This window comes from Haloarchaeobius marinus (assembly GCF_051207415.1).
Taxonomy (GTDB): domain Archaea; phylum Halobacteriota; class Halobacteria; order Halobacteriales; family Natrialbaceae; genus Haloarchaeobius.
The window spans coordinates 1,005,671-1,031,167 of sequence record NZ_JBPKGD010000002.1; the positions used below are offsets into that span (position 1 = coordinate 1,005,671).

The 25,497-nt window shown below is 67.8% G+C and carries 26 protein-coding genes; 12 read left to right on the forward strand and 14 right to left on the reverse strand.

The genetic code is table 11. The features are described from left to right. Positions 1-83: 83 nt before the first annotated feature. Both ACSC1W_RS11145 and ACSC1W_RS11150 read right to left on the reverse strand, forming a co-directional pair. Positions 84-956, reverse strand: a complete 873-nt coding sequence (locus tag ACSC1W_RS11145) for a hypothetical protein (RefSeq protein WP_435347523.1) — start codon at positions 954-956, stop codon at positions 84-86. A 70-nt stretch (positions 957-1,026) separates the two neighbouring features. Next, positions 1,027-2,013 carry a nucleoside recognition protein gene (locus ACSC1W_RS11150; RefSeq protein ID WP_435347524.1) on the reverse strand — a complete coding sequence of 329 codons (987 nt, stop codon included), beginning with the start codon at positions 2,011-2,013 and terminating at the stop codon, positions 1,027-1,029. Positions 2,014-2,187: 174 nt separating this feature from the next. Here ACSC1W_RS11150 and ACSC1W_RS11155 point away from each other — a divergent pair, with 174 nt between their 5' ends. The 5 genes from ACSC1W_RS11155 (at position 2,188) to ACSC1W_RS11175 (ending at position 6,357) form a co-directional block, all read left to right on the forward strand. Further along, entirely contained in the window at positions 2,188-2,832 is a 645-nt protein-coding gene (locus ACSC1W_RS11155) for a GNAT family N-acetyltransferase (protein WP_435347525.1), read from the forward strand. Between the two features lie 25 nt (positions 2,833-2,857). Beyond that, on the forward strand, positions 2,858-3,838 hold the full coding sequence (fen, locus tag ACSC1W_RS11160; RefSeq protein ID WP_435347526.1) for a flap endonuclease-1: 981 nt from the start codon (positions 2,858-2,860) through the stop codon (positions 3,836-3,838). A gap of 93 nt (positions 3,839-3,931) precedes the next feature. Beyond that, positions 3,932-4,177 carry a BolA family protein gene (locus ACSC1W_RS11165; protein WP_435347527.1) on the forward strand — a complete coding sequence of 82 codons (246 nt, stop codon included), beginning with the start codon at positions 3,932-3,934 and terminating at the stop codon, positions 4,175-4,177. Between the two features lie 96 nt (positions 4,178-4,273). Then, entirely contained in the window at positions 4,274-4,756 is a 483-nt protein-coding gene (locus ACSC1W_RS11170) for a PH domain-containing protein (RefSeq protein ID WP_435347683.1), read from the forward strand. After that, a complete protein-coding gene (locus ACSC1W_RS11175; RefSeq protein WP_435347528.1) occupies positions 4,753-6,357 on the forward strand; it encodes a PH domain-containing protein in 1,605 nt (534 codons plus the stop codon). Before ACSC1W_RS11170 ends, ACSC1W_RS11175 begins: the two co-directional genes overlap by 4 nt. A 19-nt stretch (positions 6,358-6,376) precedes the next feature. Here the strand turns inward: ACSC1W_RS11175 and ACSC1W_RS11180 are convergent, their stop codons facing one another. Genes ACSC1W_RS11180 through ACSC1W_RS11195 form a run of 4 tightly spaced genes read right to left on the reverse strand, consistent with a single transcriptional unit; the run spans position 6,377 to position 10,809 of the window. Beyond that, a complete protein-coding gene (locus ACSC1W_RS11180; protein WP_435347529.1) occupies positions 6,377-7,525 on the reverse strand; it encodes an ABC transporter ATP-binding protein in 1,149 nt (382 codons plus the stop codon). Between the two features lie 40 nt (positions 7,526-7,565). After that, entirely contained in the window at positions 7,566-8,468 is a 903-nt protein-coding gene (locus ACSC1W_RS11185; protein WP_435347530.1) for a carbohydrate ABC transporter permease, read from the reverse strand. Further along, positions 8,465-9,481 carry a carbohydrate ABC transporter permease gene (locus tag ACSC1W_RS11190; RefSeq protein WP_435347531.1) on the reverse strand — a complete coding sequence of 339 codons (1,017 nt, stop codon included), beginning with the start codon at positions 9,479-9,481 and terminating at the stop codon, positions 8,465-8,467. The genes ACSC1W_RS11185 and ACSC1W_RS11190 overlap by 4 nt, the downstream gene beginning before the upstream one ends. 23 nt (positions 9,482-9,504) lie before the next feature. Next, entirely contained in the window at positions 9,505-10,809 is a 1,305-nt protein-coding gene (locus ACSC1W_RS11195) for an ABC transporter substrate-binding protein (protein WP_435347532.1), read from the reverse strand. 315 nt (positions 10,810-11,124) lie between these two features. On the opposite strand from ACSC1W_RS11195, the gene ACSC1W_RS11200 reads away from it, so the two are divergent. Genes ACSC1W_RS11200 through ACSC1W_RS11220 form a run of 5 tightly spaced genes read left to right on the forward strand, consistent with a single transcriptional unit; the run spans position 11,125 to position 15,208 of the window. Beyond that, positions 11,125-11,541 carry a hypothetical protein gene (locus ACSC1W_RS11200; RefSeq protein ID WP_435347533.1) on the forward strand — a complete coding sequence of 139 codons (417 nt, stop codon included), beginning with the start codon at positions 11,125-11,127 and terminating at the stop codon, positions 11,539-11,541. Positions 11,542-11,543: 2 nt separating this feature from the next. Beyond that, the gene (locus tag ACSC1W_RS11205) at positions 11,544-12,227 is read left to right on the forward strand and encodes a DUF7546 family protein (protein ID WP_435347534.1); all 684 of its coding nucleotides are present in this window, start codon (positions 11,544-11,546) and stop codon (positions 12,225-12,227) included. Next, positions 12,214-13,599 carry a hypothetical protein gene (locus ACSC1W_RS11210; protein ID WP_435347535.1) on the forward strand — a complete coding sequence of 462 codons (1,386 nt, stop codon included), beginning with the start codon at positions 12,214-12,216 and terminating at the stop codon, positions 13,597-13,599. Before ACSC1W_RS11205 ends, ACSC1W_RS11210 begins: the two co-directional genes overlap by 14 nt. 2 nt (positions 13,600-13,601) lie before the next feature. Beyond that, positions 13,602-14,015: a DUF7410 domain-containing protein gene (locus tag ACSC1W_RS11215; RefSeq protein ID WP_435347536.1), complete on the forward strand. Its 414-nt coding sequence runs from the start codon at positions 13,602-13,604 to the stop codon at positions 14,013-14,015. Between the two features lie 59 nt (positions 14,016-14,074). Then, positions 14,075-15,208: a hypothetical protein gene (locus tag ACSC1W_RS11220; protein WP_435347537.1), complete on the forward strand. Its 1,134-nt coding sequence runs from the start codon at positions 14,075-14,077 to the stop codon at positions 15,206-15,208. A 1-nt stretch (position 15,209) separates the two neighbouring features. Here the strand turns inward: ACSC1W_RS11220 and ACSC1W_RS11225 are convergent, their stop codons facing one another. From ACSC1W_RS11225 to coxB, 4 genes are all read right to left on the reverse strand, one after another. Then, on the reverse strand, positions 15,210-15,728 hold the full coding sequence (locus tag ACSC1W_RS11225) for a GNAT family N-acetyltransferase (RefSeq protein ID WP_435347538.1): 519 nt from the start codon (positions 15,726-15,728) through the stop codon (positions 15,210-15,212). Positions 15,729-15,843: 115 nt separating this feature from the next. Next, positions 15,844-16,113, reverse strand: coding sequence for a cytochrome C oxidase subunit IV family protein (locus tag ACSC1W_RS11230; protein ID WP_435347539.1), 270 nt, complete (start codon positions 16,111-16,113; stop codon positions 15,844-15,846). A gap of 9 nt (positions 16,114-16,122) precedes the next feature. After that, a complete protein-coding gene (locus tag ACSC1W_RS11235) occupies positions 16,123-18,567 on the reverse strand; it encodes a cbb3-type cytochrome c oxidase subunit I (protein WP_435347684.1) in 2,445 nt (814 codons plus the stop codon). 170 nt (positions 18,568-18,737) lie between these two features. After that, a complete protein-coding gene (gene coxB, locus ACSC1W_RS11240) occupies positions 18,738-19,496 on the reverse strand; it encodes a cytochrome c oxidase subunit II (RefSeq protein ID WP_435347540.1) in 759 nt (252 codons plus the stop codon). A gap of 279 nt (positions 19,497-19,775) precedes the next feature. Here coxB and ACSC1W_RS11245 point away from each other — a divergent pair, with 279 nt between their 5' ends. After that, the gene (locus tag ACSC1W_RS11245; RefSeq protein WP_435347541.1) at positions 19,776-20,732 is read left to right on the forward strand and encodes a transcription initiation factor IIB; all 957 of its coding nucleotides are present in this window, start codon (positions 19,776-19,778) and stop codon (positions 20,730-20,732) included. Between the two features lie 15 nt (positions 20,733-20,747). Here ACSC1W_RS11245 and ACSC1W_RS11250 read toward each other — a convergent pair whose 3' ends face one another. The 4 genes from ACSC1W_RS11250 to ACSC1W_RS11265 form a co-directional block, all read right to left on the reverse strand. Next, on the reverse strand, positions 20,748-21,212 hold the full coding sequence (locus ACSC1W_RS11250) for a DUF7522 family protein (RefSeq protein ID WP_435347542.1): 465 nt from the start codon (positions 21,210-21,212) through the stop codon (positions 20,748-20,750). A gap of 45 nt (positions 21,213-21,257) precedes the next feature. After that, entirely contained in the window at positions 21,258-22,868 is a 1,611-nt protein-coding gene (locus tag ACSC1W_RS11255; RefSeq protein ID WP_435347543.1) for a hydroxymethylglutaryl-CoA lyase-like TIM-barrel protein, read from the reverse strand. A gap of 92 nt (positions 22,869-22,960) precedes the next feature. Beyond that, positions 22,961-23,329 (reverse strand): DUF192 domain-containing protein, encoded by a 369-nt coding sequence (locus ACSC1W_RS11260; RefSeq protein WP_435347544.1) that lies wholly within the window; start codon positions 23,327-23,329, stop codon positions 22,961-22,963. 52 nt (positions 23,330-23,381) lie between these two features. Further along, on the reverse strand, positions 23,382-23,678 hold the full coding sequence (locus tag ACSC1W_RS11265) for a NifU family protein (RefSeq protein WP_435347545.1): 297 nt from the start codon (positions 23,676-23,678) through the stop codon (positions 23,382-23,384). 116 nt (positions 23,679-23,794) lie between these two features. Here ACSC1W_RS11265 and ACSC1W_RS11270 point away from each other — a divergent pair, with 116 nt between their 5' ends. Further along, positions 23,795-25,474 carry a hydroxysqualene dehydroxylase gene (locus ACSC1W_RS11270; RefSeq protein ID WP_435347546.1) on the forward strand — a complete coding sequence of 560 codons (1,680 nt, stop codon included), beginning with the start codon at positions 23,795-23,797 and terminating at the stop codon, positions 25,472-25,474. Positions 25,475-25,497: the final 23 nt, after the last annotated feature.

A 25,497-nucleotide genomic window follows, 5' to 3' on the forward strand; every position in this document is an offset into this window, starting at 1 on the left:
TATCTCGTGCATTGATGGCGCGACGCTGCACCTGGGTGATACGTACACTCGAAGAGAAGAACGATGATTCCGTTGCCCCAGCCTCAGAGCCACGTCCACAACAGCGAGGACTCCACTTCCTCGACGTACTCCGACAGTATCCCGGCGGTCCGGTCGGGGAACTCGAAGTTCCGAAGGTCGAACCGGTACGTCTGGAGGGGGACCCGGCTGTAGAGGACCAGTTCGTCGTCGGTCAGTCGGTAGCCGCGCAGTTGCCACCACGGAACCAGCGACCGGAGACCGAGTTGCTCCCCCCGGAGCAGTAGCCCGTCGTCGTAAACCGCACACTCCTTCCGTTGGGTTGGAGAGAGGAACGTCCCGATGGACGCACCCAACATACCTCCGATGAGGTGCGGTGCGGCCTCGGCAATCGACACGCCGACGGGGTGCGTCCCGAACCAGGGGACCACGTGCGGGAGAGCGAGGGAAGCGACGCCGGCGAGGGGGACGACCACGACGAAGGCGACGACCGCCAGAATCCGCTTTCGGCGGACGGTCCGGGCACTCGCCCTGCCGGACCAGCGGACGCGGGCCGGCCGGTCCCCGAAGACGATTCGATTGTGACGGTCCCGCAGGAACAGGTACGAGACGATGCCGACGCTCGCCGCTACGATGAACGGGAACGCGAGGGGGGACTCGGACGCGAGGGTGTCGGGACCCACGCCGAAGACGAGCACGAGGACGACGAGGAGGTGCACGACGACGTAGAGGTGGTGGAGGCGCGACCGGGCGATGGGGACCGACAGCGCGGGACGGAGGGCGAACGCGCCGCCGACGGCGAGGAACGTCACGACGCCGACGCCCTTCGCGACAGGTCCGATGATACCCTGGCCGAGAACGTGTGCGTACCCGATGGCGGCTAGCAGGCCGACGTAACAGCCGACGGACCCGCCGAGTTTGAGGTCGATGGAGGACACTGCGCGGACGTATCAATCTCGGGTATATGTGTTTTTTCAAATCCTCACCAGCCGAATCTTTCGACGGCGGTCACGGGACGAGCAAGAACGCCAGCGCGACGGCGATGAACACGACCTTCAACGCGGTGTTGACGAGGACGACCTTCGCGCCGAACTCGGGACCCCAGATGCCGAACTGGAAGGGGATGGAGCGCTTGAACGTCGAGACGGCGAAGGAGACGATGCCACCGACGAGCATCGTCGCCACGGCGGTCCGGGGGGTGAACGGGTCGCCGAGCAGGGGTGCGATGAACGCCGCACCGCTGGTCGTGTCGATGGCGAAGACGGCCACGACGGCGGCGGCCTCGCCGGGGAGTCCGAGCAGGGTGGTGGCGGGTTCGGCGACGGCCGTGACCGACTGGAGGTCGGTCGTCGCGGTCACGACTGCGACGGCCGTGTAGACGAGGACGAGTCGCGGGACGATGTCGAACAGTTTGTCGCGGGTGTTCTCCAGGGCCGCGAGGACGGTCTCGCGTCCGGTTCGGGGTCCGTCGCCGTCCGCCGTCGCGTCGGTGCCGCCGTCGCTGGCGAAGTCCTCGGGGAGGGTCTCGGGCGTCCGTTCGCGCTGCGAGAGCAGGACTGCACCGGCGAGGACGCCGGTCAGGGTGATGGCGAGCGAGATAGCCGCCCGCGCGCCGACGTACAGCAACCCGACCTCGAGGCCGAGAATCGGGATGAGGACGGGGACGTAGAACGTGAAGATGTGCTGGGCGAACCCGAAGAAGGTGTTGACGGTGACGGCGACGAGCGTCTCGCGGTCGTCGAGGGTTCCGGCCTCGCGGAACTCCGCGAGCATGCCGTACCCGGCCGTCGGCGAGGCCGCAGTCGAGAGGATGGCGGTCCCCACCTCGTCCGGGAGGTTCGCCGGGGCCGTGAGCGGGCGCGAGAGTCGAGAGATGGCGTTCACCGCGCCGAACTCGACGGCGAGGTTGGCCAGCGTCAGCCCCAGTCCGAGGAAGACGACGATGGACAGCACTCGCTGGAGCACGGACGCCAGCAGGTCGACCGGGAGCGTCACGACTGGCGGTTGGACCCGGGCGAAGAAAGGAGCGTCGGAACCGGGCGACCCCGGCCGGTTCGGCGGGCGAGCGCCCGCGGGCGTTGCACGGACCCCGTTCCGAATCCGTATCGGTCGCCGGTTCGGGGTCGTCTCGGCGAAAGACCGACGGTCGAGCGCCGCCTCGTCCCGACCGTGAGCGACACCGAACTCGAACTGCTCGGCTGGCCGGCGGACGGCCCGACGCTCCGACTGGACCACCGGCGGTTCAGCTACGCCGGCAAGTTCGTCATGTCCTCCACCGGGAAGGCCGTCGTCCGGACGACCGACGGACCGGCCGGCGACGACGACGACACCGACGACGCCTCCGGTCCCGAGACCGAAGGTCCCGACGCCCACACTGCCGACTACGACACCGACGTCCTGGCTGCCGTCGCCTTCAACGAGGACCGGACGGACGACTCGACGCTCTGGCTCAGGTACGTGACCGTGCGGGTGGACCATCGAGGAGAGGGACTCGGCCCCCGACTCGTCCGGTTCGTCACCGACCGGGCCCGGGAACGCGGCTACGACCGGGTCCGGATCGCCGTCAACAACCCGTACTCCTACGAGGCGCTCTACCGGGCAGGGTTCGGCTTCACCGGCGAGGAGACGGGCATCGCCGAACTCGTCCTCGAACGACCGGCGGAGCAGTCCCCCGGGCGATACCGCGCCGGCCTCGACGTCTTCGCCGGGCGCGACGACCTCACCGACGACGAGCGGGACTTCGTCGTCGAGAAACGGGAGCGCGGACCGCCGACTGCTGCCGGTCGGGACCCCGACGCGGACCGCCACCATTGAAATCACCCGGCCCCTATGTGGACCAATGGGAAACGCAGACCTTCGCTCCCTCGCGCACATCGAGACGGTTCCCTTCGCCGACCTCGACCCGGGCGTGGTCGCGGTCGACGCCCACAACTGGCTCTACCGGTACCTGACGACGACCGTACGGTGGACGAACGACGCCGTCTACACGACGGCCGAGGGCGACGAGGTGGCCAACCTGGTCGGCATCGTCCAGGGACTGCCGAAGTTCTTCGAGCACGACCTGAACCCGGTGATGGTGTTCGACGGCGGCCCGTCGGAACTCAAAGCCGACGAGATCGCCGACAGGCGCGAGCAACGCGAGAAGTACGAGTCGCGACTGGAGGACGCCCGCGAGGCCGGTGACGCCATCGAGGTGGCACGTCTGGAGTCCGCCACCCAGCGGCTCACGCCGGTCATCCAGGAGACCAGCCGCGAACTGCTCCGCCTGCTCGACGTGCCGGTCGTCGAGGCGCCCGCAGAGGGCGAGGCCCAGTGCGCCCACATCGCCAAACGGGGGGACGCCAGCTACGTCGGGACGGAGGACTACGACGCCCTGCTGTTCGGAGCGCCGGTCACCCTCCGGCAGTTGACCAGCAAGGGTGCCCCGGAACGGATGGAACTCCAGGCGACGCTCGACGACCTCGACATCACCCTCGAACAGCTCATCGACGTCGCCATCCTCTGTGGCACCGACTTCAACGAGGGCGTCCACGGCTACGGCCCGAAGACGGCGTTGAAGGCGGTCCGCGAACACGGCGACATCTGGGGCGTCTTCGAGGCCGAGGACGTCTACGTCGAGAACGCGGACCTCGTCCGCGGACTGTTCCGCAACCCGAACGTCACGGACGAGTACGAGTTCGACACCGACCTGAACCCGGACGTCGACGCCGCCCGCGAGTACGTCACCGAGGAGTGGGGCGTCGACGCCGACGAGGTCGCCCGCGGCTTCGAACGCATCGAGGAGGCGCTCACGCAGACCGGGCTGGACCGCTGGACCTGAGAGCGAGCGAACACCACGTCCCCGTCGCAGCCGTGGCCTTCGCCCGGAGAGCGGGGCGGAGTCCTTTTGCCGTTCCCGGACGCAGGCACCGGCATGAACGTAGAGGAAGTCGAGGCACTCATCGAGGCGGGCATCGAGGACTGTGAGGCGACCGTCGAACGCGCTCGTGGCGAGCACGACGACGACCACCTCCGGGCGACGGTAGTCTCGCCTGCGTTCGAGGGACTCCCGCTGGTCCAGCAACACCAGGTCGTCTACGACGCGCTCGGCGAGCACATGACGACGGACATCCACGCGCTCGAACTGAAGACGTACACGCCCGAGGAATTCGAGGGCTGAAGCGTCCGACGCTGTTTTCGACGTCCTCCCCGCCCCGACGGGCCGGGAGTTCTCCTTGGCTTTACGTAACCCCGGTTCGACGGTCCGAGCATGCACATGGAGACCCTCCACGAACGCGTCAGGATCCAGTGGCTCCTGAGGGTCGGTATCGCCGCGGCCGTCGTGGGCGTCGTCGCGAGCGTGGCCGCAGCGTTCTTCGGTGACCGCCTCGCCGACCTCGGGGTGCCGACACTCGCACCGGGGGTGGTCCTGGGTGTGGTCGTACTCGCCGCCGGGGCCTGGCACACCGTCGTGCGCTACCGCGACTGGTGGTTCGAGCTGCAGGACGACGCGCTCTACCTCGAACGGGGCGTCGTCACCCGAGTGGAGACGGCCGTGCCGTACGTCCGCGTCCAGCACGTCGACACCCAGCGGACTGCGTTCGACCGCCTCCTCGGCCTCTCGAGGGTCGTCGTCTACACCGCGGGGTCGCGGGGAGCCGACGTGACGATACCCGGGTTGCCGCCGGACCGGGCCCGTCGGCTCAGGAACGAACTCAGGGAACTCGCCGTCGAGAGCGAACCCGAGGACGCCGTATGAGACAGCGACTCCACCCCATCACGGCCGTCACCCGGGCGCTCCAGTACGGGGTCAACGGCTTCGCGATACCGTTCTTCCTCGTGCTCGTCGGGTCCACCGTGCTGGAGGGCGCCGGCATCGTCGAATCCGCGGGGACGTTCATCGACGTCCTGTTCGTCGCCTCGCCGCTGTTCGGTCTGCTCGGTGCGGCCTACGGCTTTCTCACCTACCTCCGGTTCGACTACGAACTGACCGAGGACACGTTCGACCTCGCGTCCGGGGTCCTCGCACGGACCGAACGGGAGATTCCGCTCGGGCGCATCCAGAACGTCGACGTCTCCCAGAACCTGCTGCACCGCGTCTTCGGCGTCGCCGTCGTCCGCATCGAGACGGCCGGTGGCGGCGGGACCGAGGCCGAACTCTCGGTGGTCTCCCTGGCAGAGGCCGAACGCCTCCAGCACGACATCCGGGAACGGCGTCGGCGGGCACGCACCGCCGAGTCGGAATCCGGGGAGCCGACCGGACCCGACGACGACGCCGCTGCCGATGAAGCCGTCGAGGTGGAGCCGTCGCGGACGGGCGAGGCGACGGCCGGGGGGACGGAACCTCTCTTTACCATCTCCCCGGTCGAGCTCTTCGTCGTCTCGCTGACCCGGTTCCAGCCCGGCGCCATCGTCCTGGTCATCATCGGAATCCCGCTGGCGACCGACCTCGCGGTGGAGTTCCTGCTCGCGGCGGCGGACCCACTCGGCGGGCCGCAGTCGGCGGACATCACCAGGGCCACGCCCGACCAGCTGCTGGTTCTCGTCCTCGTCGCGCTCCCGCTCACGCTCATCGGGTCGTACCTCGTCAGCGGCGTCATCTCCGCGCTGGGGTACTACGACTTCCGACTGGCCCGGCGTGGCGACGACCTGGTGTACGAGCGCGGCCTCGTCCAGCGTTACTCCGGGTCGATTCCGCGTCGAAAGATACAGACGCTCACGATGACCGAGACGCTCCTGATGCGACTCATCGGCTACGCCGCGCTCGACGTGGAGACGGCGGGTTACACGGGTCAGCGCGCCGAGCAGGGCAACCAGTCCGCCATCCCGGCCGCCAGCAGGGAGCGCGTCGTCGCGTTGGCGAGTCGTCTCGGCGAGTTCTCGGACCCATCGTTCGAGCGACCGCCCAGGCGGGCGCGCCGGCGATACGCGGTCAGGTACGCGATGGTCGTCGCCGCACTGACGGCCGTCGCGTACGTCGTCTCGACCGCCGTCCAGGGGTTCACGCTCTGGTACCTCCCGGCGGTGCTGTTCCTCGTCGTCCCCGTCGCCGCGCACCTGAAGTGGGCGAACCGCGGCTACCACCTGGGCGAGGACCACGTCGTCGTCAGGAACGGCTTCTGGCGGCGGCGCACGAAGGTCGTCCCGTACTACCGGTTGCAGACCGTCGTCAGCGAGGCCACGGTGTTCCAGCGCCGTCTCTCGCTGGCGACGGTGGTCGCAGACACCGCCAGTTCGGCGACGCTGGTCCGGAACACGCCGGCGGCGTTCGACCTGGACACGGAGACGGCGGCCGCGCTCCAGCGGTCGCTCAGGGAGCGGTTGCAGACGCACCTGCAGGGCGAGCGCGCAGGTGCGTGAGAAGAGGTTTCGACGGGGGTCAGACCGGACGACCGAGGGCTTCGACGTCCTCGAGCGACCTGTTCTTCACCGCGTCGCCGGAGTCGGCGTCGAAGAGGTGGATGGCGTCCTCGTCGAGGTGGACGACGACCCGCTGGCCCGCCTCGACCCGTTGCATCCCGCCGATGGTCGCGATGAACGTCTCCTCGTCGGCCTCGGCGTCCTCGAATGCGAGATACAGGTTGTTCTCGTCGCCGGTCGGTTCGACGACGTCCACGACCGTCTCGAAGTCGTGCGGCCCGCTGGCGCTCGACCGGAGTTCGACGTCCTCCGGGCGGATGCCCAGCGTGAGTTCGGTCCGGTCGCCGATGGCATCCACCGTCTCCTCCGAGATGGGGTAGACGAAGTCGTCGGCGTGGAGTTCCGACCCCTCGACTCGCACGTCGAAGAAGTTCATCGACGGTTCGCCGATGAAGTCCGCGACGAACTCGTTTGCCGGTTCGTGATAGCACTCCAGCGGCGTCCCGACCTGCTGGAGGATGCCGTCGTCCAGCACCGCGATGCGGTCGCCCATCGTCATCGCCTCCGTCTGGTCGTGGGTGACGTAGACGGTGGTGACGCCGAGGTCCTCCTGCAGGCGCTGGAGTTCGGTGCGCATCTTCGAGCGCAGTTTGGCGTCCAGGTTCGACAGCGGTTCGTCCATGAGGAACACCTCGGGGTCGCGGACGATGGCGCGGCCTAGGGCGACGCGCTGTTGCTGGCCGCCCGAGAGTTCGCCGGGTTTGCGTTCGAGCAGGTCGCCGATGCCCATCATCTCGGCCGTCCTGCTGACGGTCTCGGCGATGGCGTCGTCGCTCATGTCCGTCGACTCCTCCAGCCCGAAGCTCATGTTCTCCGCCACGGTCATGTGGGGATAGAGCGCGTAGGACTGGAACACCATCGCGATGTCCCGGTCTGCGGGCTGTTTCTCGTTGATCCGGGTGCCGGCGAGGCGCAACTCGCCGCCAGTGACGGTCTCGAGTCCGGCGATCATCCGCAGCGTCGTCGACTTGCCACAGCCCGACGGGCCGACGAGGACGAGGAACTCGCCGTCCGGTATCTGCACGTCGACCCGGTCGACGGCCACGATCTCGTTCCCGTCGTCCTCGACGAAGACCTTCGTTATCTCGTCGAGTTCGAGTTCAGCCATGCGTACTCCTCCGTGTTCTGTGTGTGTAGTTGTGCGTCATTTACGATGTCACTCCCTTCGCGAACTGTTCGCCGAAGAAGACGTACACCAGCAGCGTCGGCAACGCCGTGACGAACGCGGCCGCCATCTGGAGCGGGAAGTCCGTCCCCTCCATGGCGACGCCGATACCGATGAGTTCCTGCGTGACGACGCCGACCTCGCCGGACCCACCGATGAGGATGAGCGCGAACAGGAGGTCGTTCCATATCTGGGTGAACTGGTAGATGAGCGTCACCGCGAACATCGGGACCGACAGCGGGAGGACGATCCGCCGGTAGATGCGCGTGACGCTCGCGCCGTCGAGTTTCGCCGCCTCGACCATCTCGGTCGAGAGCGACTTGTAGTACGACCGGAACAGGAGCGTACAGATGGGTATCCCGTACGCGACGTGGGTGATGGTCAGCGCGAACAGTCGCCCGTGGTCGGGGACGAGTCCCGGCAGCAGCCACAGGGGTTCGAGCCACACCCTGAGCGGGACCCACTGGGTCCAGAACTGCTTGAGCGGGACGAGGACGGCCTGGTACGGGACGAAGATGCCCGCGATGAACAGGACGTAGACGCCGACCTGGCCTCGCCAGTCGACGTTCGTCAGCCCGTAGGCCGCCATGCTCCCGAAGACGGCCGACAGCGCGGTCGCCGGCACGGCCATCAGGACGCTGTTGAACAGTCCGGACGACAGGCCGTCGAACGCCGTCGCCCACTTCTGTACCGTGACGCCACTCGGCCCCGGCGGGAAGTACGGCGCGGTGTCGCCGTAGGCCGCGGTGGTCTTGAACGCAGTCACCAGCCCCGCCTCGATGGGGAGCAGGTAGAAGCCGACGAGTCCGGCGAGGACGGCGTACAGGCCGACGCGGTTCCAGTCGACCGCCTCGAACCGTCCTTCGGTGGTCGTCTCGTAGCTCATAGTGCACCTCGCTTGTACTCGCTGTAGAGGTAGGGGCCGACGATGGAGAAGGCCATCACGAACAGCACGACCGCGATGGCGGACCCGTACGCGATCTCGTTGTTCCGGAACGCCTCGCGCACCATCTTCGTCGCGAGGATGTCGGTACCGACCGCCGGCGTGTCGCTGCCGTACAGGGCACGCAGGAAGTCGAAGGCCTTCAGCGCGAACACCATCAGCACGACCGAGGCGCTGACGGTGGCGGTCCGCAACTGGGGGATGATGACCCGCCAGTACATCCGGACCACGCTCGCGCCGTCGACGCGGGCCGCCTCGAAGTGCTCGTCGGGGATGGCTCGCAGCCCCGCGAGGTAGACGACCATGGCGTACCCGCTGAACTGCCAGATGAGGGCGAACGCCACCGCCGCGAGCTGGACGTTCGGGTCGGGGTTGCGGATGAAGTCGACCGGTCCGACGCCGAACCAGCCGAGGAAGACGTTCACGAGACCCCCATCGGGGCTGTACATCCAGAGCCACATCTTCGCCGTCACGACGAACGAGAGGCTCATCGGGAGCAGGTAGATGGTCCGGAAGGTGTTCTCGTACCGGATGTCGCGGTCGACCAGGATGGCGACGACGAGTCCGAACGCGAGACAGACGAGCGTGAACGCGACCAGGAGGAGGACCGTGTTCACGAACGCGTTCGTGAACGAGTACGACCCGGTCTCCTGTATCAGTCGCTGGTAGTTGTCGAGGTCGAAGGTCTCGTATCCGGGCGAACCGAGCCCGGAGAAGTCGGTCAACGAGATGACGACGTTCCAGGCGATGGCACCGTAGACGAACAGGCCGACGAGCAGGAACGGCGGGAGCCAGAACGGTGCCGACCGCACGGAATCGCGTCGCAGGAAGTGCCGTCCGTTCGTGGACGACTGCTGGTCGTCGGTGCCGTCGTCGGTCTCGTCGTCGGTCCGGAGCAACCGCTGTTCACGTACCCGTTCGACGAAACGCTTCAACCGGGAAACTATGGAATCCATTGGCGAAACGAGTCCGCCAGTACTTACTGGACCGCCGAGACGAGCTCGTCGGCCGTCGCGTCACTGTCGTAGGTGCCGATGAACGCACCGATGGCCTCGACGACGGCGGTGCGTTGCTCCGGCGGGAGCGCGAGGCCGTGCTGGATGGACGGCGGCTGGTGGTCGACGCTGCCGAAGTCGTCCATCTGGTCCTGCTGGAACTGCGGGAAGTTCGACGGGTCGACGTCGCCCCGCGGCGGGATGGAGCCCTTGGCCTCGTTGAACCGGATCTGGGCGTCCTTGGACCCGCAGTAGCGGAGGAACTGCTTCGTGGCCTCGGGCGACGGGTTGTTCGCCGCGTACGGGAAGGAGTCCATGTTCAGCTGGTAGCTGTGCTCGGACCCGGGGAACGGGACGTAGCTCCAGTCGGACCCGTACTCGAAGCCGTCGGTCCCGCGGTAGGCACCGGCAGCCCAGTCGCCCTGGTGGATGAACGCCGCCTCGCCGTTCATCACCATGTTGTTGGCGTCGGTGAACGCGATGTTCGAGGAGTTGCTGGGGTAGTGGTTCGAGTAGTCGGCGACGATGTCGAGCGCGCTCTTCACCGCGGCGCGGTCGGGGTTCCCCTCGATGAAGTTCTGGTAGGCCTCGTAGCCACCGTCGGCGAGGAGGACCGTCGCCCAGAGCTGGACCGTCGACCAGCCACCGTTGGTCTGGTGGGCGAACGGGACGGCGTCCGTGTTCCCTGCGACCGTCTCGAACGCCCCGAGGACGTCCTGCGGCGTCGAGAGGCTCGTCGGGTCGACGCCCGCCTCCTCGACGACGGCGGTGTTGTAGAACAGGTTGTTGATGCGGTGGATGTTGACCGGAACCGAGACGAAGTGGTCGGTCCCACCCTTGGCCTGCTTCTTCGGCCCCTCGCGGTAGGCCGACTGCATGTCGTTCTCGCTCCAGACGGACTCGGTGATGTCGTCGAGCGCGTCGCCCTCGACGTACGGCGTGAGCGCCTGCCCCGGCCAGTTCTGCCAGGTGCTCGGCGGGTTGCCGTTGCGGATGCGCTCGTCGACGACGTTGTTGAGGTTCTGCGTGGCCGCGCCCTCGATGCTGTCCTTGTTGAGTTCGACGTCCGGGTACTGCTCCTTGAACCCCTCGAACAGGGACGAGATCGCCTCTGCGCCGTCGCCGCTGCTCCACGCGTGGAGCAACTGGAGGGGTTCCGTCTCGCCGCTTCCGCCGGTCAGGCCGCTGAGACAGCCAGAAAGGCCGGCGATGCCGGCTGCACTGGCTGCACCGGTCGTCTTCAGTACGGTACGTCTCGAAACGCTGGATTCGGATTCGTGTCCTGTCATGCCACCACGTGTCTCAGTGTGAGACTCACGAACGTCTTACTTCAGGTCCCACTTAATAGTTCCCCAAATTAATTCAATTCCGAGTAAGTGGTCTGTCACCGTGGAACGTGTCGGAATCGTGCTGGTGGGGCGTCCGAACGCGTCTGGGCGGTCTGTCCCGTCCGGGTCGTCCAGCCACGTTCTGGATACTCGTGGCTCGTTGAAATGCCCTGTGGTCCGGATTCCCCGGGGACGGACCCGACGTCTCACCACCGGCCACCCGTGGCGCTGGACGGCAAAACTAAATGCCATCGCTGTTAAGTGTGACCACACATCATGTCGTACCTCGTCGGGATATCTTCGGTCATGGCCGTGTTCCTGATCGCTGTCGCAGTCGCAGTTACCAGACGGAGGGGCTGGTACAACTACGCGCCGGACATCGGCGGAGGAACGTCGATGGTCCAGGACCTGGCCGGGAACCCGGTCGTCTGGACGCTCTCGTTCCTCCTCGTCGTCGGCGGACTCCTGGGTGGCGTCGTCGTCTTCGTCAGCGGGACGCCCCAGCAGCAGGCATTCGGCGGTGCGCTGCTCGCCGTCCTCGGTGGCCTGCTGTTCGTCGGCTACATCGCCTTCGGGACGTACCACTCCAGTCGGAGTCGCGGACTCACGAGCGCCGTCTCGGCGATGGTGAGCGCCTGGGCACTCGGGTCCCTGCTCGTCCTCGCCATCACCGCGTCACTGCTGATCGGCTGACGATGGTCGCGAACCAGATGCGCCGGGTCGCCGACGCCCTCCCGAGCGAGACCACCCTCTGGTTCGGGCTACTCTGCGCACTCGAACTGTTCGCCGTGGTGGGCTACTTCCGCGTCACCAGCGCCGAACTCACGTCCGTCCGGTACGTCCTCTACCCGTTCGTCTGGATCAACGTCGGCCTGTACGCCGTGGTCGGGACCCGTCTCGTCGCCGCGTCCCGGCGGCACCGGGTCGCCGCGGCGGTCGTCGCGTCGACGTACTTCCTGCTGCTCGCGTGGCTGGTCGGGATGGTCGGACTCCAGTCCGGCGGCCACGAACTGGCGACCGGGCTGTCGGTCCGGATGCGCTCGCCCGGGTGGGGGCCGGTGGTCACCTACGTGACGCCGTCGGCCACCATGGCCGTCGTCCCGTTCCGACTCGTCGGGTACCTCTCGCTGGCCTACCTGGTCTACGCGACGGTGCTGGAGTCGGCGACGGCGTCCGTCGGTGGCGTCGTCGGACTCGTCTCCTGCATCAGCTGTGCGGCCCCGCTGCTGTCGTCGCTGGCGGCGAGTCTCACGGGGAGCACGACGGCCATCGCGGCGACGCTCTTTCCCTTCTCCCTCGACGTCTCGACGCTGATTTTCGTCCTCACCGTCGCGTTGCTCTACTGGCGGCCAGGGGTGAGCACTCGTGCGTCGGCGTGACCTCGTCCGCGGACTCGTCGTCGCCGTCGCCTGCGCGTCGCTGGCAGACCCGGTGCTGGCTCACTCCGCGATAAGCGGCGGGTTGACCTCGACGGAGGTCCCGTTCTGGCTGGTGGCGCTGTCCGGAGGCGGCGTCGTCGGCGCGTCGTTCCTGTTCACCAGTTTCGCCACCGACCACGCGTTCATCCGGTCCATCAACGACCGGGACCTCGGCCTCCCGTCGTCGGAGACGGTCGGTCGCTGGACTGTCGCCGCCGCCCGCACCGCGAGCGTCGCGCTCCTCGGCCTGGTCGTGGCAGTCGGCCTGGTCGGCCCACCCCAGCCACAGCGCAACCTCGCCGTCCTCGGCGTGTGGGGTGGCTGGTGGGCCGGGTACACGATGACGGTGTACCTCGTCGGGAACACATGGCCCGGGCTGAACCCGTGGCGGGCGCTGGCCGGCGCGGTCTCGCGCTCGACCGACAGCCTCCGCGAGTTGCCGGCACGGTACGTCGGCTGGCCGGCCACCGTCGGCCTCGTCGCCCTCGTCTGGGTCGAGGTGGTCAGTCCGGTCGCCTCCGCACCGCGCCTGCTCGCCGGACTCGTCGTCGCCTACTCGGCCGTCACGCTGACCGGCGCGTTCGTCTTCGGCGACGCGTGGTTCCGGCACGTCGACCCCATCTCCCGGGTGTTCAGGACCTACGGCTGGCTGGCACCGGTGCGACGGACGGACGACGGCCTCACGGTCGAACTCCCCGGCGCAGCGCTCGTCCGCCGCCTCGACGAGACCACCGACGGCGACGTGTACTTCGTCGTCGCGCTCGTCTGGGTGACGTCGTACGACGGGCTGGTCTCGACGCCGCCGTTCGCGGCGTTCGTCCGACGCGCCGCCGACGTCGGCGTCCCCGCACTGGCGGTGTACCTCGGGACCGCAGTCGTCGGGTTCGCGGGGTTCCTCGGCATCTACAAGCTGGCGGCCCGCCTCTCGCGCCGGACCGCCGGGACGTACGTGGGCGCCGACGTCATCGAGCGCCGGTTCGTCCCGTCGCTGGTGCCGATCGCGGCCGGCTACCACCTCGCGCACTTCCTCGGCTACTTCCTGACGTTCACGCCCGCGCTCTCGGTCGTCGCGGCCGACCCCTTCGCGCCCCCACCGGCTCACAGGGTGCCGGTCGCGATACTCCCCGACTGGTTCGGAGCGGTGGGCCTGGCGTTCATCGTGCTCGGCCACCTGCTCGCTATCTGGGTCGCCCACGCCATCGCGTTCGAGACGTTCACCGGCCGGTTACAGCCCATCCGCAGCCAGTACCCGTTCGCGCTCGTCATGGTGTTCTACACGATAACGAGCATGTGGCTCCTCTCCCAGCCGTACGTCGACCCCGCCCTCCTCTGACCATGACCACGCACGACCACGCACACGCGACCGACCAGCCAGGGACCGCCGACCAGCCACCGATGGACGACCGACCGTCGACGCGGGACGCCGCCGGTTCGCGCGAATCGGGCCCGACGGCGGCGCGGGACGCACGTCGGCGGTACGGCCAGCCGAGAACGGAGGTCCCCGACGGGGAGGCACCTGCGGCCAGGTGTCGGCTCTGCGACCGGCCGTTCCCGACGCGGGACCAGCACGCGCTCCACCTCGGTGAGGTCCACGGCGACGCCCTGACGGCGGCCGAGCAGGACCGGTACGAGTCGGCGCGCGAGGCGGAGACGGACGAACTGTTCCTCTACCACCTGAAGGTCATCGCCGCGCTGGGGACGCTGTACGCCGTCCTCGTGCTGGTCTACATGGTGGTCCTGAGCCTGTGATTCCGATGGACCGGAGACCACGACGGGACGGTCGGACGGAGCGGCGACGGACGTGGCCAGTGACGCTGCTCGTCGTCGCCGTCGCCCTCGCCGCCGTCCCCACGGCCAGCGCCCACGAGGGGACGGTCCACGGGGGCGTCCCCCACCTCGCGCTCCTCGGAACGCTCGTGGTCGGCCTCGCCGCCCTGGCTGGTATTGCCGTCCTGGACCGGGCCGGCGCGCTCGACCGGGTACTCTCGCCCCGGGCGACGGCGCTGGCGCTCGTCACCGGCGTCTCGCTGGCGGCACTCGGGGCGATGGGACTGGTCGAGGTGCAGGTCGAACCCGTCGGGACGGCGGTGACGACGCGGGCGTGGTACCCCGCGCTGACGTTCTTCGGCGGGATGGGCATCGTCGTCGGGAGTCTCGGCTGCTATCTCTGGCGGTGGGGTGACCACCACGCCTACCCCATCCTCGGTACCGTCCTGGGGCTCTGGGTCGCGTACCCGGAGCTGATTCCCCGCGGTGCGACGACGCACCCACTGGGCTACGTGCTGGTGCTCGCCGTGCCCGTCGTGCTGGGCTACCTCTACTGGACCGAACTCCGGCCGGCGGTCCGCAGGCTCGACCGGCGGTCCGGGTTGGTCGGTCTCGCCGGGGGCGTCGCCTTCGGCGGCTTCTTCGTGGTCTCCTCCGGGTTGTTCACGCTCAACCCGGACGTCGTCTCCCAGGCGGGCGGGGAACCGTTCACCGTCGTCACCACGTTCGCCAGCCCCCTGGTCTCCTGGCCGGCCGTCGAGACGTACCGCCCGTCGGTACCGCTGTTCGCCGCGCTCTCCGTCGGGACCGGACTCGTCGTGGCCGTCCTCGCGGGACTGGTCGGCCTCAACGCCGCGTTCGGGACTGCGGTCTGGCGTCGGCGCGACGAGGTGTCGACGGACGGGGGTACCGACGTGGAGGCCAGCGCACTCCCCGGCGTCACGGGGGCCGTCGCCACCACCGGCGCGACCGCCTGCTGTTGCTGCGGCCCGGCGCTGTACGGCGTGGCCAGTGCCGCCATGGGTGCCTCGGCCAGCCCCATCTACTGGGCGTTCACCGACCCGGCGTCGCCGCTCGCGACGCTCTTTCTCGTCGCCGCCATCGCGCTCCTGTCGGCCAGCGCCCTGACGCTCGCCACCTCCGTCCGCCAGGTGTGCGAGGTGCCGTCGGCCTGACTCACAGGGTCCGTCGCATCTCGACGACGGTACCGGTGACGTCGGTCGACTCGGACGTGGAGAACTCGTGGTCGCGCTCCGTGACCCGTTCGTAGCCGTGGGCCTCGTAGAACGCGACCGCGTTCTTGGACGCCGTGAGTCCGACGGTTCGGACGCCCGCCGCCCGGGCGGTCGCCTCCAGCGTCGAGAGCACCGCCGACCCGACCCCCGACCGTGCGACCGACGGGTGGACGTACACCGCGGTCACCTCGGCATCCACGCTCGACTCGTACGCGTCGGGCGACTCGAACAGTACCGACCCGAACGCGACGACCTCGTCGTCGTCCTCCTCGCCGGTCACCGCCACGACGAAGTAACACCCTGGGTCGGTGACCTCGCTGTAGTCGGCCGACTCGACGCCCTCGGCCCAGGCGACGACCTGTTCCCGGTCGTAGGCGTCGGCACCGAGTCCCCGGATCGACGCCTCGTGGACCGACCGGATGGCCTCGACGTCGGACTGCGTCGCCTCCCTGACGTCCATGCGACGGTGTTGGCCCGGCACCACCTTCGAGATTCTGGTCGGGCAGACCCGGTCGGTGCGACTCCCGGTGCGTCGAGGTCGGTCGGATTCGAGAAACTCGTGGCGGCGAACCGCGCTAGAGGATGGAGTACGACGCCGCCACGGTCAGCGCGACGGCCCCGAGCAGTCCGAGCAGTATCAGCGTCGTCACCGAGCGCGGTTCGTACCGGAGGTGCTGGTACCAGCCTGCGACGAAGACCGCCTTCAGTGCCGACAGCACGATGATGGCGGTGAACGCCGGCCAGTACGCCGCCTCCAGGTAGCCCATCTGTTCGACGACCACCTGGACGGTCGCCAGCACGAACAGGACCACGTATATCGCCGTGTATAGTTTTGCTTTTGACATTGTTTCACCTCAGAGGATGTAGAACAGCGGGAACAGGAACAGCCAGACGATGTCGACGAAGTGCCAGTACAGGCCGAAGTACTCGATGGGCGCGTCGTCGTCGAGGTAGGCCCCGTTCCAGGCGCGGAGTATCATGTACAGCGTGATGATGAGGCCGACGATGACGTGCAGGCCGTGCAGGCCGGTCGTCACGTAGAACGTCGTCGACGCGATGTTCGTCGAGAGTTCCCACCCTTGCGGGAACGCCTCGGAGTGGACGTGGAACAGGTGCTGCCACTCGATGCCCTTGTTGACGAGGAAGCCGACCCCCAGGCCGAACGTGGCGACGAGCGACCCGACGACGCCGAGTCTGCTGTTGCGCTGGGCGAACACCATCGCGAGCACGACCGCGAAACTGCTCGTCAGCAGCAGGTAGGTGTTTATCAGGCCCGGCAGGACGACGTGCTCGGCCGGGATGAGGTGGTGCCAGTCCTGCCAGCCGTACGCCACGCGGGAGAAGACGTACGCGCCGATGAACGCACCGAACAGCACGACGTCGGAGGCGAGGAATATCCACATCCCGAGTTTCGTGTTCTCGACCCCGGTGAACGGCCAGCTCTCGCCGAACGGTCCCTCGGGCCCGTGGAACGACTCGCGGGTCATCCCGACGAGACTGCCGAACAGCGTGAGGCCGCCGACGACGGACAGTCCGGCGTACATGCCGCCCGCGGTGCCGGTCGGGAACGACCCCTGCTGCAGCCCGGACAGTCCGAGCAGCAGCAGGAACCCGCCGACGCCGATGACGAAGGGCCAGAAACTGGCGTGGCTCTCCGCCTCGTCGTGACCGGTCTCGTGGTCGGTCTCACCGGTGAGCGCCGCGTCGGCCCCGTGGACGGTGCCGCCGTCGGTGCTCGCGTGGTCGCCGCCGTCGAACGTCAGCGCCCCGCTGGCGTAGGTCGGGATACCGGGGAAGTTCTCGAGCGGTGGGGGCGAGGGGACCGTCCACTCCGCGGTCGAGGCGTAGTCCCACGGGTTGCCGTCGACCGGTTCGCCCGAGTAGAGGCTGTCGAACAGGTTGTAGAACAGCACGAGGAACGACGCCCCCAGCAGGAACGCGCCGATGGTCGAGACCTGGTGCCACGCGGTCAGACCGGGCGCGTACTCGAAGACCCGGCGGGGGGTCTCCCAGGCGATGAACATCGGGAAGTAGAGCAGGTTGAACCCGACGAAGTACATCCCGAAGTTGATCTTCCCGAGTCGTTCGTCGTACATCCGCCCTGTCATCTTCGGGAACCAGTAGTACAGGCCCCCTATCAGCCCCGTGACGCCGCCGACCATCACGTAGTGGAAGTGCGCGACGACCCAGTACGTCCCACGCAGGGTGTAGTCGAGCACGACGGCACCGAGGAAGACGCCGGTGATGCCACCGAGGATGAACAGCACCAGAGCGCCGAAGCCGAAGAGGAACGGCGTCTTGAAGCGTATCTTCCCCTTGAGCATCGTGTAGATGAGCGCGAAGACCATCAGGTCGAACGGTAACGAGATGCCGATGGTCGTCGCCATGAACAGCGTCTTTATCTCGAGGTTGATGCTCGTCAGGAACATGTGGTGCATCCAGACGACGAAGCTCTGGAGCGCCACGAGCAACATCGCGCCGATGAACCACTTGCGGCCGACGATGCGACGGCCACAGAACGTCTGGAACACCTCGGCCATCGCGCCCAGCGCCGGGAAGAACACGATGTACACCTCGGGGTGGCCGAAGAACCAGAACAGGTGTGCCCACAGCATCGACCCGCCGGGACTGCTGTCGGCGAAGTAGCCGGTGCCGATGAGGCGGTCGGAACTCAGGAGCAAGAGCGCGGCCAGCAGGGCCGCGAACGCGAACAACATCATCCACACCGTCAGGAGGATGCTCCACGTGAACAGGGGGAGTCGTCGCATCGTCAGTCCCTCTGCCCGCATACGATGCATGGTCGTCAGGAAGTTCACCGACCCCACCGTCGCCGAGGTCACGAACAGCAAGAGCGCGAGCACCGCCGTCGACCCCCCGAGTTCGGGCGTGTAGACGGGCATGTTCAGCGGCGCGTACATCGTCCACCCGCCGTTGAACGTCCCTCCCTGGAAGAAGGAGACGCCCATCAGGATACCCGAGAACAGGTAGAGCCAGTACGACAGGGCGTTCAGACGCGGGAACGCGAGGTCCTTCGCGCCGATCTGGAGCGGGACGACGTAGTTCGCGAAGCCGAACGCCAGCGGCGAGAGGAACCAGAACACCATGATGAGACCGTGCGCCGAGACGGCCTGGTTGTACGACTCCGCCGGCATCACGTTCGCTCCGGGCGCCCACAGTTCGAGGCGCATCATGAGCGCGAGTATCCCGCCGAAGACGAGGAAGAACAGGGCGGTGACCGTGTAGAGGATGCCGATGTCCTTGTGGTTCGTCGTGACGAACCAGCGCCGTATCGAGTACATCGGCGGGAGGCCGTGTTCCTCGTCCGTGTGGCCGTCACCCCCACCGACCGGGAGCGACTGGTCGTCGACGAGCGCGCCGCCGTCCGGTGTCGACCCGCCGTCAGTCTCCGTGTCTGCTGGTGGCTGGTCGTTCGCCTGTGCCCCGTCGTCCGTCGATGGCTGGTCCTCAGTCATGCTGCGATGGTTCGGTTGCTGGCGTTAGTTCCACTGCTGTCGGTCGAGTTGTCGTACCACGATTCGAACTCCGAGTCCTCCATCACGACGATGTCGGCCGTCATGTAGGAGTGGCCGGCCCCGCAGAGTTCGTAGCACTTCGCGGTGTAGTTCCCCGCCTCGGCCGGGCCGAACCAGGTGGTCGTCGTCTGGCCGGGGATGGCGTCGGTCTTGGTCTTGAACGCCGGAATCCCGAAGTTGTGGAACACGTCGTCGGACGTCACCCTGATACGTACCTGCGTGTCCTCGGGGACGTACATGGTCCCGTCCGTCGTCGCCCCGTTCGGGTACTCGAACCGCCAGCCGAACTGGTACCCGGTCACGTTGACAGTCATCGTGTCCTCCACCTCGGGGTTCGCCTGGGGATTTCCGCCGGCTTCGACGAACGCCAGACTCCCGTACGTCCAGAGGATGAGCGAGACGACGATGATGGCGCTGATCGTGAACGAGAGCAAGAGCTTCCGTCCGTGACCGCCGCCCGTCGGCAGTTCGCCGAGTTCCGGGCGCTCGTCGTCGTAGCCGGTGACGTCCCGTGGCCCGTCGGCGCGATACCTGTACGCGTTGTAGAGCATGTACCCCACGACGAAGAGGCCGACGACGGTCCCCAGTACGAGGAACACGTCGAAGATTCTCTGGAATATCTCGGCTCTCGTTCCTCGCGGGACGATGCCGTCGATTCCGCCCCCGGCAGCCTGTAAGAGCAGTCCCACGTTCATCAGATACGGCAAACTCCGATGCGGGACTATTTATATATTGGGGCGTGTTATCACGGAGTCTGGTGGGTGGTAGTACGAGACGTGACCACAGGCCGGGCGAGACGGCGGCGTCGTTCGATTTTCCGACACGAACCTGACCGACTCGAATCGCTCCGAACGGAGGCCGAGAATCGGAGCGACCCTATTTAAACACCTGCGAAAGGCTGATAAATGTGTAGAGGTTACCTGTGGTTAGCAAGAGGTGACCGGCGACCGCCGGTTCACCGACCCTCCATTACGATGTCAGATATTCGCACACGGACGGCCGGTCGAGAGACCGAGGTATCGGAGAGCACCCAGGAGCACCAGCGCTGCCCCGAGTGCAACGGCCGCCTCGCTTCGGACGAGGAGCGAGGTGAGACGGTCTGTGCCGACTGCGGACTCGTCGTCGAGACCGATTCGGTAGACCGCGGTCCGGAGTGGCGTGCGTTCGACTCCGCCGAGCGCGACCAGAAGTCCCGCGTCGGCGCACCGACGACGAAGATGATGCACGACAAGGGGCTCTCGACCAGCATCGGCTGGCAGGACCGCGACGCCTACGGCCGAAGCCTGTCGAGCACGCAACGTCGGAAGATGGCCCGTCTCCGCACCTGGGACGAGCGCTTCCGAACCCGCAACTCCCGCGAACGCAACCTGAAGCAGGCCCTCGGCGAGATAGACCGGATGGCCAGCGCACTCGGCCTCCCCGAGGACGTCCGCGAGACGGCGTCGGTCATCTACCGACGCGCGCTGAACGACGACCTCCTGCCGGGACGGTCCATCGAGGGCGTCGCCACCGCGTCGCTGTACGCGGCCGCACGACTCGCCGACGTCCCGCGGAGCCTCGACGAGGTCTCGGCGGTGAGCCGCGTCGACGACATGGAGTTCAAGCGGACCTACCGCTACCTCGTCAGGGAACTCGAACTCGAGGTCCAGCCCGCGGACCCGGAACACTACGTCGCCCGGTTCGCCAGCGAACTCGGACTGAGCGACGAGGGCGAACTCAGGGCGCGAGAACTCCTGCGTTCCGCCAAGGAGGCAGGTATCCACTCCGGCAAGTCGCCGGTCGGCCTCGCCGCCGCCGCGGTGTACGCCGCCGCACTCCTGACGAACGAACGGCTCACCCAGAGCGAGGTCAGCGAGGTCGCCAACGTCAGCGAGGTAACCATCCGGAACCGGTACAAGGAACTCCTCGAGACGGACGAGCGGACGGCCTAGCCCCCACGCTTCGTTTCAGGCCAGCGATGCGACGCTGATGTCGCAGTCGCGGACGATGTCCGGGACCAGCGTCGCTATCTGCTCGCCAGCGTTCAGATTCGTCGACACGGCGACGCCCGTCCGGTCGTCGAGCGGCACCCGGAGCAACAGGCCGTCGTCGAACCCCTTGACGACGAAGTTGAACTGGCCGAGCTGGAGCAACTCCTCCTGGAAGGCGTCCCCCATCCGCCCGTCCAGACAGAGGTCGGCCGCCAGTGCGTCGAGGTCAGCCGAGTCGTACTGGTGACGGAGCGTCTCGTGGAAGTAGTGGATCTCGAGTACGTCCTCGTTGTACACCGCGACCATCGTGAGGTCGCGGCCGAGCTGGTCCTGCAGTCGTTCGACGACGTCGTCCGTCCGGTCGACGATACGCTTGCTAGGCGGGGTCTCGTCCACGAACTGGGCCCTCGCGGGCGACTGCGTCGGACTGTCGTAAGTCATCCAACGTGGGCACAAAGGAGGGACTCGCTTAAAAAACCGGCAGGATTACTCCGGGGCGGCCGCGACTCGCGGCTCGTCGTCGGCGAGTAACCGGTCGAGGGCGTCGACCATCGCCTGCACGCTGGCCCGTGTGATGTCGGCGTCGCTGTGGGCCACGGTCACCTCGTCGTCCGCGCGCGCCATCGTCACCTCGACGGTCACGACGGCGTCGGTACCGCCGGTGATGGCGTCGACGTGGTACGCCGTGAGGTGGGCGTCCGTCGTCCCGCCGAGTGCCTCCTTGACCGCGGAGACGGCGGCGTCGACGGGACCGGACCCGGTCCCGCTCGCGACGCGTTCGACCCGGTCGTCGTCGACGTCGTCGGTGGCGTCGAACGCGTCCACGCCGGACGGTTCGACCTCGGGGCCGAGGACGGTCGGGTCGACGCTCAGGCGAACGCTCGCCGTCGGGGTCGAACTCCCGGCGGTAGCGGTCACCTCGAGCAGTTCGACGCGCCTGTCGCGCGTCTCGCCGGTCACGGTCTCGGTGATTGCGAGCAGGTCGGCGTCCGTCACGCGCCGTCCCCGCTTGGCGAGGTCCTTCACGCGGTCGACGACCGCCGAGAGTTCCTCGTCGGTCACCGAGACGCCGTGTTCCTGCAGTGCCGCCCGGGTGCCCGCCCGTCCGGCGTGCTTCCCGAGGACGAGTCGGCGCTCCCTGCCGACCGTCTCCGGGGGATACGGTTCGTACATCCGGTCGTCCTTGAGCGTGCCGTCGGTGTGGATGCCCGACTCGTGGGCGAAGGCGTTCGCGCCCGTGACGGCCTTGTTCGGCGCGGGACGGACGCCGGTCGTCCGGGCGACCGTCTGGCCGAGTTCGTACAACTGGGTCGTATCGAGCGTCTCCACGTCGTAGACGTGCTGGAGCGCGATGACGACCTCCTCCAGGGCGACGTTGCCGGCGCGTTCGCCGACGCCGTTTACCGTCGCGTGGACGAGGTCGGCACCCGCCGAGACCGCGGCGAGCGCGTTCGTCACGCCGAGTCCGAGGTCGTCGTGGGTGTGCGCGCTGGTCGGTCCGAGGTCGGCCAGACGCTCGACGACCTGGTAGGTGTGCTCCGGGCCGGCGTGGCCGACCGTGTCGGCGTAACAGACGCGGTCAGCACCCGCATCGAGTGCCGACCCCGCCAGTTCGGCGAGGAAGTCGAGGTCGGCGCGCGACCCGTCCTCGCCGATGACCTCGACCCAGAGGTCGTGGTCGGTCGCGTACTCGACGAGGTCGACGGTCGTGGCGACGACCTCCTCGCGGGTCGACCCGACCTTGCCCTCGACGTGGCGGTCGCTGGCGGGGACGACGAGGTTCACGCCGTCCACGTCGCAGTCGAGCGCCAGGTCGACGTCGCGTTGCAACCCACGGGCGAAACTCGTCACCGTCGCGTCCAGGCCGAGGTCGGTCACCCGGTCGATGGCCGCACGTTCGCCGGGGCCCGTGCAGGCGCTGCCCGCCTCCACGACGGAGACGCCGGCGCGGTCCAGTGCCATCGCTATGTCGACTTTCTCGTCCGGCGTCAGTGAGACGCCGGGTGCCTGTTCCCCGTCGCGCAGCGTCGTGTCCAGAAAGCTAACGTCAGCGTCTGAGAGTGTGTGTTCGGGGGAGCCCCCGAATAAATCGGTCACCGGTCATATGCCGTCTGTCCCGTGGCATCGGAGCGACTTCAAGGGGGTTCGTCGGACAGTCGGGTCTGTCCGACCCGCAAAATCTGCCAGCGTCAGCGGTCGGACTCGACCCGGACGACGTCACCGAGTTCGACGTCGGTGGCGGCCCCGGCGGGCAGTTCGACCAGCGTGTCGGCGGTCCCGCGTCCGAGTCCGACCCAGGGGCGAAGCCGTTCTGCGTGGACGACCTCCCCGTCGACCAGCCAGAGGACGTCGATGGGGAACGGGACGAACAGCATGTGGACGTTGCGCGTCTCCGCCGTGTCGAACTGGAAGACGAGGGCGTAGTCGTCTGGAATCGACCGTCGAAACATGAGTCCCCGCACCCGCGAGAGGGTCGAGTCGGCCACGTCGACGTTCCTCGCCAGCGTCCGCGTCGTCAGGCTCTCGTCGCCGGACGGCTTCGTGTGGACGAGTCGCACGTGACCCGCTTCGAAGGCCTCCGATTTAGCTCTACTCACGCGACCGGACCGGTCAGAACGGAACGTCCGAGAGGTCCTCCTTCGTCGGCCGGTCCTCCTCGCCCATCCCCGTCTCCACGGTGACGTGGCTGAGTTCGGGAATCTCGGCGACGAGTCGCGCCTTCAGCGCCTCCGTCGTCAGGTTCGAGATGCCACAGCCGTCGCACGCGCCCGAGAGCAGGACGTGGACCTCGCCCGACTCGGGGTCCAGGTCGGCGATGTCCCAGCTTCCCCCGTGCATCTCGATCTGTGGGAAGTTGCGGTCGAGGAACGCGCCGATTCTGTCACGGAGCGTTGCGTCGTCGGTCATGGGTGAGCAGAGGAAGTGGACGGTCAAATGCGTTGGCCTTGCCCGTGACCGGGCCGTGGCAACGATTTTGGTGCTGCCTTCCCTAGCAGGGGTGAACGAACGTCCCCACCACGACCATGACAGGAACAGTAGCGATACTCGGCGGCGGAATCGGCGGTCTGAGCGCCGCCCACGAACTCGTCGAACGCGGCTTCGACGTGACGGTGTACGAACGGAACGAGCGGTTCGGCGGGAAGGCCCGCAGTTTCCCCGGCCCGAGGGACGGCGACGCCAGCCTCCCGGCCGAACACGGCTTCCGGTTCTTCCCGGGCTTCTACCGCCACGTCACCGACACGATGGGGCGAATCCCGACCGACGACGGGACGGTGCTCGACCACCTGACCTCGACCGACGAACTGTTGCAGGCGGTCACCGAGGGCGAGTCCCGCCGGATGCGCGTCGGCGCGCCGCGGTCCATCCGCGAGTGGCGCGACCGCATCCAGTCTGTCTTCGGGTCCGAGGTGCCCCGAGACGAGGCGGCCTTCTTCGCCAACCGACTGCTGATGCTCCTGTCGACCAGCGACAGACGCTGGCGCGAGGAGTACGACGACCGGTCGTGGTGGGAGTTCATCCGTGCCGACGAGATGTCCGACGCGTACGGAACCTACCTCGGCTACGGCATCACGCAGTCGCTCGTCGCCATGCGTCCCGAGGTCTCGTCGACGCGGACCATCGGCCGCATCTACCTCCAGATGCTCCGGGGCCTGTTCGACCCGGCGTTGCCCGCCGACAGACTGCTCGACGGGCCGACGAACGACGTGTGGATCGACCCGTGGGTCGAGCACCTGCGGGCGAGCGGTGCGACGCTCGAACCCGGCGTCACCGTCACCGAGATAGAGACGGACGGCGAACGCGTCACGGGCGTTCGCGTCCGGGACACCACTGCCGGCGACGACGAAGGGGGTGCCGGCGACCGTACCGTCACCGCCGACGCCTACGTGCTGGCGCTGCCAGCCCCGGCCGTCGTCGAACTCCTGACGCCCGACCTCGAACGCGCGGCCCCGTCGCTGTCCGGGGTCCGGAACCTCGACCACGGCTGGATGAACGGCGTCCAGTTCTACCTCCGGGAGGACGTCGCCCCCGTCCGCGGGCACGGCGTCTTCTACGACTCGCCGTGGGCCCTGACCGCCGTGAGCCAGCGACAGTTCTGGGACGACTACGACTTCGACGCCTTCGCGGAGACGGAGGGCGTCCTCTCCGTCATCGTCTCGGAGTGGGACGAACCGGGCATCGTCTACGGCAAGCCCGCGAGGGAGTGCACCAGGGACGAGATCCTGGCCGAGGTGTGGGAACAGCTACGGGCACACTTCGACGGCGACGGCGTCTCCCTCACCGAGTCGAACCTCGTCGGTTCGACGCTCGACCCGGCAGTGCAGTACGACGAGTCGACGGGCGAGGTGACCAACGACGCGGAGTTGCTCATCAACACCGTCGGCAGTCTGCGCCACCGCCCCGAGGCCGACACCGCGTGTCCGAACCTCTACCTCGCGGCCGACTACGTGCGGACCGAGACGGACCTCGCGAGCATGGAGTGTGCGAACGAGGCCGCCCGCCGTGCCGTCAACGGTATCCTGCGCGACGCCGGACGTGCCAGCCCCCGGTGCGAGGTCTGGCCGTTCGAGTGGCCGACGGTCTTCGAACCCCTCCGCCGGCAGGACGCGGTCCAGTACCAGCTGGGCCTCTCACATCCCGGCGAGGGTGCGTCGTCGCTGTGGTCGGCCTACCGCAGGGTCGTCCAGCCAGCGTTCCGCCTCTGAGCCCGGACCGGAGACGCGCTGTT